Below are 12,916 nucleotides of genomic sequence, written 5' to 3' on the forward strand. Positions count from 1 at the left end.
CCTTAGCAGTGATTGTCTTTATTACTGATGTTTTTTATTAAATTTTAAAAACCAAATGAAACACGATTTTATTTACTGGTTTAAATGATAATTTTTAAATAACTGTTTTAAGCCATTATTTTAAACTATTGCTTTAAGTATAGATTAACGCGAGCTTCTGCTTCTTTATCTGTCCACCAATAATCGATACCGATAGCATTGGTCGGGAGTTTTGCAGTATGACGATATTGATTCCAGTAGGCAACATTGGTGCTAGGTTTGCCGTATAAAGGGACTAAATAATGTCCTGCCCGTAGCAGGCGATCAAGTACGTGCGTATATAAGACGATCTCATCGCGATTTTTAGCGTCGCCCAGTTTTTTAATAACACTGTCAATCGCAGGATTTTTAATACCGATAGTATTATGATTACCTGCTTCATCAGCAGCGGCACTGCCCCAAAAACCCACTTGCTCAGCACCAGGTGATAGACTTTGGGCGAAGACATCGACGACCATATCATAGTCAAAACGGCGTATGCGCTCGTAATATTGCGGCCCATCGACTTGACGTAAGCTCGCATCAAAGCCCAAACGCTTTAGATTACGGATATAAGGCAACAGCACGCGCCCCATGGTCTCGCCTGTCATCAAAATCTCAATCTGAGCAAGCTTGCCGTTTGGCTGATATAACTTCATATCTTGATAATAAAAGCCCGCATCTAGCAACAGCTGGCGCGCCTCTAATAAGGCTTTACGATTAAAGCCGCTACCGTCACTGGTTGGCAATCGCCATTCCGTTAATACCGCTTGTCGCTGAATCGGTTCAAGCTTGGCCAGCAATGGGCTTAATATCTGCATCTCAGCCGCAGATGGCGTACCAGTAGCAGCAAGCTCTGAGCCATGAAAGAAGCTTTGTAAGCGCTCATACTGCCCATGGAATAAAGTTTTGTTCATCCACTCAAAATCATAAGCTGCCGTCAATGCTTGGCGGACGCGAATATCTTGAAAAATTGGCCTACGCATATTCATCACCAGACCCTGCATCGGTACTGGATTTTCGCTGCTTATGGTTTCTTTATTAATCAGACCAGCTTTGACAGCTGGGAAATTATAACCTGTTGCCCAATTAGAGGCTTTGTTTTCCGGGCGGAAGCGATATTGCCCAGATTTAAAACCCTCAAAAGCAATCTCATCACTTTGATAATAGACAAATTTAATCATATCAAAGTTATAGCGACCACGATTGACCATCAAATCACGGCCCCAATAATTGGGATCACGCACATAGCTGACCGCACGCCCCGCATCGACGCGGCCAAGCTTATAAGGACCGCTACCCATGAGCGGCGTCAAGGTTATTTTTTCAAAATCTGTATCAATCGAGGATTTAGCAAAAATAGGAAACTGGCCGACCGTCAATAAAATCTCTTTATTGTCATCAGACTTAAAAACAAACTTTACCCGCTGCTTATCGATAATCTCAACGTCTTTAATATCGCCTAAATAACTGCGGATATACATCGGGCCTTTATTCAATATCGCATCATAAGTGGCTTTGACGTCACTGCTGGTCACCGGCGAGCCATCCCAAAAGCGTGCGGCAGGATTAATATGGTAAATAATCCAACTGGTATCATCAGGATCATACGTGACTTTATCAGCCAGCTGCGGATACATGGTAAAGGCTTCATTGAGTGAGCCTGTCATCAAGGTATCATACAGATAGTCCGTACCAACCATCGCCACACCTGTGGTCATCCATTTATTGGCCGCATTAAAGGTGCCGCGTGCATCCAATGAAAGCGTACCACCTTTGGGCGCCTTTGGATTGGCATAGGGCATGTATGGTACGTCAATATACTCAGTGGTACTATTGTGCCCAAGCGCAGTCGTGGTGATTGGCGCTGCGATACTAACAGGTATCCAGCTGCTAGTCATGACAAGCAAGACGGCTTTTAGCATGGTGTTTTTTAGCATCATGACTATGTAATACCCCTCATAACGACCTTCTACTCTAAACCGACTTGGATAAAAAATGCGCGACTGACGGCAAAATAGGCAATTGAAGAAATTTTATCATAACAAACTTAGGTTTTTTAACCTAATGCTTTGCGGTGTTAAGGATGCTACATAACGCATTATGCTACTTAAAAAAACGCTAATAGACATAAAAAAAGACGCAGCTCTTAAAGTTGCGCCTTTTGTTTCAAAGCCTGTACTAACTTAAGCGTGCTTTTTTTCAAAGTCAATCATAAAGTCAACCAACTGCTGTACCCACTCTAATGACACTGCATTATAAATGCTGGCGCGCATACCACCGACATCGCGGTGACCTTTTAGATTCATGAGGCCTGCTGCCGCCGACTCTTCTAAAAACACTTTATCAAGGCTGCTGTCGGCTAACGTAAACGGCACGTTCATGATAGAGCGATACTTTTTGGCTACTGGATTGCTATAAAAGCGGCTGTCATCGATGGTTTTATACAATAAATCCGCTTTTTGTTGGTTAATTTTGCCGATAGCAGCAACGCCGCCCTGCTCTTCTAACCAATCAAATACTAGTCCTGCTAAATACCAAGAATACGTCGCTGGCGTGTTTGACATGGATTCTTTTTCAGCTTGGTGTTCATAATTCATCAGCAGCGGGCACCACTCACTCGCTTTGCCCAATAAATCTTCACGGATAATGACGATAATTAGTCCTGCTGGCCCGATGTTTTTTTGTGCACCGGCGTAAATCATACCAAACTTAGAAACGTCAATGGGCTGTGACAAAATGCAAGAAGACATATCGGCGATAATCGGCGCATCGACTTGTGGCGGCTCAAATATCTGCACACCGTGAATGGTTTCGTTGGTGCAGTAATGAAAATATGCCGCATCTGCGCTCAGATTCCAATCACTTTGGTCTGGCACATCGGTAAAGTTATTGTCTTTACTCGTTGCGACCACATTAACCTCGCCCAAACCCAGTTTGGCATAGCGCTGCGCTTCTTTAACCGCTTTGCCAGACCAAGTACCCGTCGTTAGGTAATCTGCGCGTCCACCATTTAATAGATTTAACGGAATCGCTGAAAACTGTAAGCTGGCACCGCCTTGTAAAAACAGTACTTTATAGTTATCTGGAATGTCCATGAGCGAGCGCAATTTGGCTTCGGCTTTTTCGGTAATCGCAATGTACTCTTTACTACGGTGACTCACTTCCATGACCGACATACCGCGTCCCTGCCAATCAAGCAACTCTTCTTGAGCGCGTGATAAGACGGCGGTCGGTATGGTGGCAGGTCCCGCTGAAAAGTTGGGTACACGGTTAGGAGCGGCTTTGGTGGTCATAATCATTATCCTAGATATGATGAAATCATCGTGGTTATTAAAGATTCAATGATAAAGGTGAATATTATCGTTACTTTTTAATCTCTGTCGTAGTAGTCGTAATAATCGTAAGTGGTAAGCCTTTAATACTACTTTGATAACTGCTCCCACAGCTGACGTTTAAGGCTACTATCAGTAAGCATCTCATCGAGTGTCGGCACAGTGGTAAAGTTCGGATGCTCAAGACCGTCAGGTAACACTGTCAATGCGGCAACTTTTATCTCTTCGCGACGACCAATCTTAAAGACATATCCTGCAAGGCTGGCATTAGCAAGCTCAGCGGTATCCATACCTTCACAAATAGGGAATGAGGTCGTCTCACAATTGATGGAGAGCGCTTGGGTGATATTTTGCCACAGCTTTTGGCTGTCATAATTAAGGGCTTGAATATCAACCAAAATTACCCAATCGCCATAGCGACCACCTTGTAAATCAAATGGTGCTACCTTTTTAAAGCTTTCCTCTTTAAAGCCCTCTTCCTTAAAACCAACGTCTTCAAAGCTCGGAGCGTCGTTTATATTATCAATCGTAGTGTGCTGAACGACCGTATTTACAAGTGAGGTAACGGCCGGCTTGGAGATATCAGGGGCAGTCGAGTCAAAACTATAGATGACGGGGCTTTGTTGGTCAGAAGGACTTAAGCCTGTTTCATTAGCGTCATCATAAGAATGATTAGACTCATCATCTACCATATCTGCTATGGCGACGTTTATAGTATCGATATTTGGGGGTTCAATATTAGAAGATTCAATGCTTGGCTGTTCGGTGCTCGTCGCAGAAGAAGCTGTAGCATTAGATGGAGTGCTGGCATTAGCTAAAGTTGAGTTAGCTACAGTCTGCTCAGGCAGAGCAGGCGCAGAAATATCAGCGATACTCAATGTCTCAGAGCTTGGCTGCACCCACTGATTGATACCCATCATCGCTAAAATCTGGCGCTGCTGCATACGATGCTGCAATACAATTAGCGGGTCTTGGATATCACTCATGCTTATTTACTATCCTACTTGTCTAAAATGGATTTACAGGCTTTTACTATCAAAAGAATACTCAAATGCAATTAATGACATTGCTCAAAAAAGCTGCCGAACGCCTAGCCAATGATTGGCAAGCTCGGTCAAGCAATCATACTCATCTTGACTGACTATCGTATCGTGTAACATCACTGTATGCAACGTACTCAGCCATTGCCAGTAATCATTATAACCATGAGGCTCATTATTAATCGCATTATAATCTATTTGAGCATCGCCCTGTTGCCTCTGTCGATAATTATCATCACCTTTGGCTTTAGAATCAGACGATTGACTGGCAGACGCTATAAAAATAGGCACCGCTTCTATCAATGCCAGTAATTGAACACTATTTAAACTTTGCGCAGTCAATAACAACCATTGCAAATTTGCCTCACTAACGGCTGCTAAATCAATATCAAGCAAACGTGCATGACGGCGTAAATCTACAAGATAATGAGCAACGCTAGCACTATTATAGCTGAGCACTGAAATAGGTGTTGAGATAGGTACTGAGATAGGTACTGAGCTATCTAGTGCAGATACGACCTGACCCTTGGCATCCTTTGCTAAGCGATACGCCAATAAAGTAAGCATGGTTTTTGCGGCAACATCAAGACCATCAAACACCTGCCCTGATGGGTCAAGCTGAGCATAGATATCATCCGTGCCGGCGTGCAATACTTGCTGCCATTGATAGTATGGATATTGAGGGGGAAGATGCGACTGAACCTGTGTATCGTTTAATACGGCAGACAATACGGGCAACAATTTCTGCAGCTTTAGCGCCTGCCATAACGCTAAAATCGAAGGCGAGCGAGACAATCGAGAGCGCGTATTCTCTAAAGGATTTAATACGGATGTAGATTTATCAATAGAATCATCATTATTTATATTATCAGCGATATTTTGGCTTAGATCAGCCGTAAGGGAGTTTTCAAACAGCTCAATGATACCTTGCTGATAGCGCACTAGCATCGTCCGACACTTTTCTTGCTGCCTATAATGTTGATGATCTTGATTACTATGACTGGCTTCATATTTTAAGCGCCATTCATCAATAGCACTTTCTGATAAATCATGCTGGCGTAGTTGCTTTAACGCCAACATAATCAAAACACTGTCTAATCGTCTGTCAAGATTTGCCACTGCCGCTAATAATTTATGATCGAGTGTATGCGATAAAATTTGTGTGTTACTGCTAATATCCGCCCTAGAGTTAGTAGTGATTTCAGCAGAAAACTTCTTATCCTCATCAAGCCCGAGCCAGATATCAGTTAAGTCATAAGTTGCTGTTGTTGACAGCACATAACCCTGATGACAAAGCAGCACAGCTTCAATCAAAGCTTGCGCCCCTAGCGGGTGATAACTGTGATTGAGCATATACTGCGGTAGCGATACTTTTTGTATATCTTCGATACCAATCAAGGTATCTGATGGCAAATCACTATCAGGTTTGGCTTGCCATGGCTTAAGCAACTGATGCGTACCGACATCTTGTGCTTGTACCTGAAAACGTCCATTAATAACAACATCTTGCTCTACAACAAACTCAAGCCCGTTATCTGTGTCTGGTTCACCTCTCATTTCATTAGTAGAAAAGGCAGCGATTTCTTTTTCGATAGCATCTTTTTCAATAACATCATTGAAGTTACTATTAAGTCTTTTATCAGCCGAATATCGGTTTTTATCGGTCGCGCTTTCATAAATATCTGACGCCGATTGAACTGCAGATACTCGCGATTGATGTGCATTTTTCTCTTGCTTATTATTGCTTAGGCTATTTACTACTATTACACCCCAATCACCCAAGCGGCGCTGCTCATAAATTTCTTTTATCTTTTGCTGATTGAGACGTTTTTCTTTAGCCACTTGCACGGCGAAATCATGATAAGCATTGGCATTGATGGCACTCATGCGCTCAGCCAAACTTGGATGCGTGGCAAACCACGATACGTCACCCAAATCGGCACCACTACTAGCAAAAAAGAAATGACTTAATCCATTAATATCGGTGATGCCAGTTAAGCGCGAACCAAGCGAGTCTTGATGAATGGCTTTTAGCGTTGCCATAATCGCCGGTGAGCGGGTCAACTGTACGCTGGTCGCATCGGCGAGCAACTCGCGCTCACGGTTAAAGCTGTGTTTAATCAGTTGCGCACTGGCCATACTGGAAAAGCTCAATCCATGTATTAATAATGTCCAAATATTGCGCGGTGCTTGGCTATCGAACTTATTATTATTTTGCAGCCACATCGACTGAGTTTGTGTTGATGATTGCTGGCTTTGTGACTGTTTATTCGACTGAGCTTGCCAATAGCTTACCCATTCACTATGAGTGTTAAAGTTTGCTGTTAACGCTTCAGTGCGACGCGCATGGCTATCAATTGCTCTTTGCGGCAAGGGGTTGTTTTGCTTAACCGCACTATTAATAAAAGAGCCATCAAAATAGTTTTGCTGACTGTTTTTATGACTGCCTTTATAACTAGCACCAAAATTATTAATAGAATCACTCCAATCATAGAGTAATTGCAAACCTGCCAGTATCACCATTAACTGCAAATTAAACGTCGCATCACCATGCAATATATGACCATACTCATGCCCTATTAGCCCGTATAGCGCTTCATCAGATAGCTTATCAAGCGAGCCTTGAGTGACGACGAGTACCATATCTTGGCTATGCCGACCCGCTACAAAACCATTAATGCCTTGTTCTTCAGGCAGCACATATAAAATTGGCATATGCAAACCTGAAGCAATGGCTAGCTGCTGGGCAATCTCATAATAACGCCGATAGACAGGCGGGAAATCGCGCTCATCACGCACTGCAATATGAAGGGTGCTAAAACGAACTTTTTGTACAGGCTGATGCTGATGGGCAACCCCCTGACTATGCTCCCACGCATCTTGGCTGTGATCGATAAACAACCGCACTGCACCCACGCGCTGAGCAATAGCGCGACCACCTGCTTTTAGGCGACCATATTCCAAAAAACTACCAATGACAAAGCTACCTAGCGTCCAAACAGCAACCAGTATTAATACCCACTTATAAACGCCACCAGTAAATATCGTCAGCAGTAGCGCCATGATAGCCAGCGCTACTGCCAAATGGGCAAAGACAATGAGAAAAAACAGCCCATAGAGCAATAAGCTGCGCTGAGTACGGCTACGCTGTGCACCAAAAAAATCCATCTATTACTCTTACCTAACCATAACTAAGTGCATTTGACAGTATGTAAATATCAGCCCATATCGACGACAGGTGCTTGAGCAATGAGTTTTCTATCTTCAAATACCAATGGACTAAGTGGACGAAAGCCAAAAGTTGTGCTGACAAGATTATTAGGAAACACTTCGCGATCATTGTTATAAAACATCACGCTATCGTTATAATGCTGACGGGCAAAGCCAATCCGGTTTTCGGTATTGGTCAGCTCATCCATCAACTCCTTAATCAAGCTATCTGCTTTTAGCTCAGGATAAGCCTCCACAACCGCAGAAAATTGCCCCAACGCTTTCGACAACATACCCTCTGCTTTGGCAAATAGCGCCATATGCTCAAGCGAGTCTGGCTGATGTTTATTAGAGTCTTGCAAGCTTTGGGCGTGATTACGTGCACTAATCACACGAGTCAGCGTCTCTTCTTCATGCGTCAGATAACGCTTGGCGGTTTCGACTAAATTGGGAATCAAATCATGACGCCGCTTTAGCTGCACATCTATCTGTGCAAAGCCATTCTTTGCTTGGTTGCGGGCGCGTACCAATTTGTTAAATATCGAGACGCCACATACCACCACTAGCACCACGAATGCAATGAACAGCCAAACGAACAATTTCATAAAAGAATCCTAAAATATCTAGAATGTTAATAAAAGTTAATACATTGTATTTTAACCTATCTTAATCAATGAGAAGTTAAAATTTAACGAAATGCGAGCCAAAAAAAGCCCTTTACAATGAAGGGCTTAATATAGCAAATGAGCGTTGTTTATATTTTATTAAGATCGCACTCAAATTTTAGGCAAAAAAAAGCGACTCCAAAAGCACATCCTCGGCACACATCATAACTATTACCGTTGCTACCTTCCGGTCCTGGCGGGATTCATAGAACAATGTTGCGAGGCTACCAATGGAGCCACCAGTTGCAGATTATACAAGAATTTTTTGTGATTACAACCCCAATCGTAAAACTCTTCGTTTAAGAGGCTAAATAATGGCAAAAATTAAGGTAATAAAGGAGATAACCACGTCATTCTTATAACTTAGCCTGTAACTTAAGTGACAAAATTCTCACAGCAACCTCTTTAATTTTTGCTATTTTAGTTGAGGTATGTTGAATAAGAAACGATACAAACAACATACCGTATAAGAATAAGCGTAATCAATACACGACTCATATAACTATCATTTATTAGGAGATCATAATGAAAACCACTCTACTCAATAAAGCGGCTCTGGCTACTGGTACTGCGGCCCTACTGACAGCAATGATGGGCAGCGCTCATGCAGAGCCAACAGGCTACGATCAGCTTAGCTTTCAGGCAGAAGTCAAAGAAGATATTCAAAACGATGAAGTACGAGCCAGCTTGTATAAAAAAGCACAAGCCACCGATGCTAAAACGCTGGCCACCACTCTCAATACCTCTATCAATAATGCGATGAAAATCGCTAAGCGCTACCCTAAGGTGACAGTGACTACGGGACAGCAGCGCACCTATCCACGCTATGATAAAAATGACAAAATCATTGGCTGGACTGGACAAGCAAACATCGATCTTAAAAGTACAGATTTCGCCGCAACGAGCCAACTTATTGCTGATTTGCAAGAAACCTTGGTCATGGACAATCTAAACTTTGGGGTTTCAGACGTGAAAAAAGACGCCTTAGAGCAGAAGCTAATGACAGAAGCCTCTCGTGCGTTTCAACAGCAAGCTAAAAACCTCACCCGCGCTTGGGATGCCCGCGGTTATCGGGTCGTTACTGTCAATCTAAACACCGGTAGCAACTATCCTCGTCCTATGTATAGCGCAATGAGCATGAAAGCTGCATCTGATGAGTCAGTGCCAAGCCAAAGCTTTGAGTCTGGTGAGAGCACTATCTCGGTCACTGCCAACGGCACGATTGAGTTAACTAAATAAATTGAAAAGATAGATATAATTAGATTCTGTTGAATATTCAAATAGTTTTTAAAAATAAGGGCAATCACTGAATACAGTGACTGCCCTTTTTTAACGTCTAAAAACCATACAACCTAGAATTAATACTTTATTTAGCTGCCTTAATAAATAAGCCACTTACTTAATTACTTAGTAAAAGCATTGCTAGTCATAGGTTTACTGCTCTGAGAGTTGGCCTGCTTCCCGTTTTTTTGACGCAATTTTAGCATCACTTTTTGATGCCACGGTAAATTCTGATACGCCAAAAGCTGCTCTGCAATTTTCTTATTATTTTGCAAGGTGGTATTGTTTTGAATCACATAGACAGTTCTGGCGACTTGCTGCAACGTTTGACCTTTATCACTTTGAATGACGGCCGTTATCGTATGCGCACCTGGCAAAGCGTCTATCGTCGCTATCGTCGCATTAAGACCTTGAGCGACTTCATTACCATCAAAGTAAATACGGACACTAGCGCCTGCTTGCAGCGCGGGCTGAACTTGTAGCGCTACGTTGATACTCTGCGCTGGACGCCGATAAGCGCGTTCTTCGCTCGGTTCAGTGATGGTGAGCTGATAGTTGACCGCTGCCTTAGCTGTTGAGTCATTGGCGGGCGCGGCATTGCTAGCAGTTTGACTACTTTCAGTGCTATTGCTGTTTGAACTATTCGTTTCATTACCGGTTGTCAACGTCGTCTGGCTAATCTCTTTGCCCGCTTGCTGCTCGTAATTTTGTGGACGATCGGTAAAGGTGACTTGACCGGTCTTCTCATCAACAACTTTATAAATAGCGGCGGCATTTGCCATCGGTGCGTAAAGACTGGCTGCGCTAATGATGAGCCCTGTCAGCAGACTTAGCGACAACCCTTTATTTAAAAAAACAGTACTTTTTAATGATGAAACCATAGTCAGTTAACCTAATAAGTGCGCGTGTTTAATAAGTATAATAATACCATTATGGGGTATTTTTAAAGTAATAACAGTAGCGTCTGTTATATTAGATAAATGGAAAGCAAACTCTAATCTAGAATAGTACATCTACGACAGCAGCACTTTTATGTAGGCATTTATGAGGATATGACTTCTTGAGTTAATCCATGTTTACTCTATTGGCGATATATTCCAAGTGTCTAATAGTCGCCAAATGGCATCATCAATCTCTTGCCAATGCTCTAAGTTACTACGATGAAAATACCATTCAACTTTGATACCACCATAAATAGGCTCGTATGAAATAGCTTTGACTTTCTCATTATTCCAAAATGAAAAAACTATGCCAGAGACTTGACTGTTAGTAGAGTTACCAAAGCAACCTAATCCAATATCGTCTCGAATGACACATTGAAGATTGTATTGATCAGACATTTCTGATTCATATTTACCTTTCTTATCTATAATCTTCCAAGTGACGATGTCACCCTCTTTATAGGGGTCTTGCTTTTTTTCTTGTTGCATACAGCCTATTTGAAATAGTAACAAGGTGATTACTAAGAAAAGGCTTAAGGTTGAGCGTTTCATGGCATTGCCTGCTGTTATCATTATTATGGCTGGCTATGAAAAACTGAGCATTGCAACTCACTGTCCGCGCCGTCCTATAGAAACTGAAACCGTGGGCTTAAATCCTAAAAAAATTCATCAGTAAGAAACGGTATCGCGAGTAGAGATGTAACGAGCACTTATTATCAAGCATTCGTCCTAAGACGCTTATTTTAAAACAATTGTTGTTTTAAGTACTATAAAAAAACCAGCTAAATGCAATTTAGCTGGTTTTTTATTTAAAACAATTGAGCCTACTCACTACTAATTAGCAACTGTAGTATAAGTCGAACTCTACTGGATGTACCGTAACGTTGACGCGCTGTACTTCCTCTTCTTTCAGGGCAATAAACGCTTCTAGCATGTCTTGGGTGAACACATCGCCTTTTAACAAGAATTCATGATCATCACGTAATGCTTGCAGCGCTACTTCTAAGCTCTCAGCAACCGTTGGAATTTGTGCTTCTTCTTCTGGTGGTAAGTCATATAAGTTTTTGTCAGCGGCTTCGCCTGGATGCATCTTATTCTGAATACCATCAAGGCCTGCCATCAATAGCGCAGCAAACGCTAAGTATGGGTTGGCGGCTGGATCAGGGAAGCGCGCTTCGACACGGACGGCTTTCGGGCTACTAACATGCGGAATACGAATAGACGCTGAGCGGTTAGACGCTGAGTACGCAAGCTTGATAGGTGCTTCGTAATGCGGTACTAGACGCTTATAGCTGTTGGTCGATGGGTTGGTAATCGCATTCAAAGCGCGGGCATGTTTGATGACGCCGCCGATGAAATATAGCGCCGTTTCAGACAGACCAGCATACTCATCGCCTGAGAAGGTATTGACACCATCCTTTGAGATTGACATATGCACGTGCATGCCCGAACCATTGTCGCCAACGATTGGTTTTGGCATAAAGGTCGCGGTTTTGCCAAACTGATGCGCAACGTTATGAACCACGTATTTTAACTGTTGTACTTCATCCGCTTTTTTGACGAGCGTATTGAAAGCGACACCAATCTCTGACTGACAAGGTGCCACTTCATGATGATGCACCTCGATACAGCCTTCGCCGATGATTTCTTCGATACGTTCGCACATCACCGCACGCATATCGTGTGAGCTATCGATTGGTGGTACTGGGAAATACGCCCCTTTAACACGTGGACGGTGTCCCATGTTGCCCCACTCATAGTCATTATTGGTTGACCATGCAGCTTCTTCCGCGACGATTTTATGGCTAACCCCTGACATCTCAATCGACCATTTTACTTCATCGAATACAAAGAATTCTGGCTCAGGACCAAAATAAGCCGTATCACCGATACCAGTAGACTTTAAGTACTCTTCTGCACGGCGGGCGATAGAGCGTGGGTCACGGTCATAGCCTTGTAGCGTAGAGGGTTCAATGATGTCACAAGTCACCACAACGGTCACGGCATCAAAAAACGGATCCAAAAAAGCGGTCTCAGGATCAGGACGCAAGATCATATCTGACGCTTCAATGCCTTTCCAGCCAGCGATAGATGAACCATCGAACATTTTACCGTCTTCCATGACTTCTTCGTCTACACTATGCGCTGGAAAACTGATGTGCTGCTCTTTACCACGGGTATCGGTAAAGCGAAAATCGACCCATTTGGCATTAGAGGATTTGATAAGATCTAGTAGTTTGTTCGACATGAATAATCTCCGTTATGGTTATGACGTTATTACGATTTAAAGTAATAAATTAAAAAATTACGATTTAAAGTAATGAATGAAAACTTTTTAAAATATGGGACTGGCTTTTGGATCTACATAGCGGCTTTGTAGCGCCTGCAAGTTCATGTTTATCAACACTCGTGACACTATCCGTCAG

General features: G+C 42.8%; 10 protein-coding genes and 1 other RNA gene. 2 read left to right on the plus strand and 9 right to left on the minus strand.

The genetic code is table 11. The features are described from left to right. Positions 1–125: 125 nt before the first annotated feature. The 6 genes from CXF65_RS13650 to ffs all read right to left on the minus strand — a co-directional run bounded on the left by CXF65_RS13650 (position 126) and on the right by ffs (position 8,501). Positions 126–1,958, minus strand: coding sequence for an extracellular solute-binding protein (locus CXF65_RS13650; RefSeq protein ID WP_101212865.1), 1,833 nt, complete (start codon positions 1,956–1,958; stop codon positions 126–128). Positions 1,959–2,204: 246 nt separating this feature from the next. Then, positions 2,205–3,314 (minus strand): 3-phosphoserine/phosphohydroxythreonine transaminase, encoded by a 1,110-nt coding sequence (serC, locus tag CXF65_RS13655; protein WP_025651177.1) that lies wholly within the window; start codon positions 3,312–3,314, stop codon positions 2,205–2,207. 128 nt (positions 3,315–3,442) lie between these two features. Then, entirely contained in the window at positions 3,443–4,339 is an 897-nt protein-coding gene (locus tag CXF65_RS13660; RefSeq protein WP_101212609.1) for a hypothetical protein, read from the minus strand. An 84-nt stretch (positions 4,340–4,423) separates the two neighbouring features. After that, on the minus strand, positions 4,424–7,561 hold the full coding sequence (locus CXF65_RS13665) for a M48 family metalloprotease (RefSeq protein ID WP_101212611.1): 3,138 nt from the start codon (positions 7,559–7,561) through the stop codon (positions 4,424–4,426). A 50-nt stretch (positions 7,562–7,611) separates the two neighbouring features. Next, complete coding sequence (locus tag CXF65_RS13670) at positions 7,612–8,208, minus strand: LemA family protein (protein WP_025651180.1); 597 nt, start codon at positions 8,206–8,208, stop codon at positions 7,612–7,614. 196 nt (positions 8,209–8,404) lie between these two features. Beyond that, an RNA gene (gene ffs / locus CXF65_RS13675) (signal recognition particle sRNA small type) lies at positions 8,405–8,501 on the minus strand. A gap of 292 nt (positions 8,502–8,793) precedes the next feature. On the opposite strand from ffs, the gene CXF65_RS13680 reads away from it, so the two are divergent. Next, positions 8,794–9,507 carry an SIMPL domain-containing protein gene (locus CXF65_RS13680; protein WP_101212612.1) on the plus strand — a complete coding sequence of 238 codons (714 nt, stop codon included), beginning with the start codon at positions 8,794–8,796 and terminating at the stop codon, positions 9,505–9,507. A 164-nt stretch (positions 9,508–9,671) separates the two neighbouring features. Here CXF65_RS13680 and CXF65_RS13685 read toward each other — a convergent pair whose 3' ends face one another. Together CXF65_RS13685 and CXF65_RS13690 are read right to left on the minus strand one after the other, a co-directional pair. Continuing rightward, on the minus strand, positions 9,672–10,430 hold the full coding sequence (locus tag CXF65_RS13685) for a DUF4124 domain-containing protein (protein WP_101212613.1): 759 nt from the start codon (positions 10,428–10,430) through the stop codon (positions 9,672–9,674). Between the two features lie 195 nt (positions 10,431–10,625). Beyond that, positions 10,626–11,042 carry a hypothetical protein gene (locus CXF65_RS13690; RefSeq protein WP_101212614.1) on the minus strand — a complete coding sequence of 139 codons (417 nt, stop codon included), beginning with the start codon at positions 11,040–11,042 and terminating at the stop codon, positions 10,626–10,628. On the opposite strand from CXF65_RS13690, the gene CXF65_RS15225 reads away from it, so the two are divergent. After that, entirely contained in the window at positions 11,041–11,166 is a 126-nt protein-coding gene (locus CXF65_RS15225) for a hypothetical protein (protein WP_264754743.1), read from the plus strand. The two genes, CXF65_RS13690 and CXF65_RS15225, sit on opposite strands and share 2 nt — an antisense overlap. A 162-nt stretch (positions 11,167–11,328) precedes the next feature. Here the strand turns inward: CXF65_RS15225 and glnA are convergent, their stop codons facing one another. After that, entirely contained in the window at positions 11,329–12,738 is a 1,410-nt protein-coding gene (glnA, locus tag CXF65_RS13695) for a type I glutamate--ammonia ligase (protein WP_025651184.1), read from the minus strand. Between the last annotated feature and the right edge of the window lie 178 nt (positions 12,739–12,916).

Origin of the sequence: Psychrobacter sp. Sarcosine-3u-12, assembly GCF_002836005.1 — a bacterium.
GTDB lineage: Bacteria > Pseudomonadota > Gammaproteobacteria > Pseudomonadales > Moraxellaceae > Psychrobacter > Psychrobacter okhotskensis.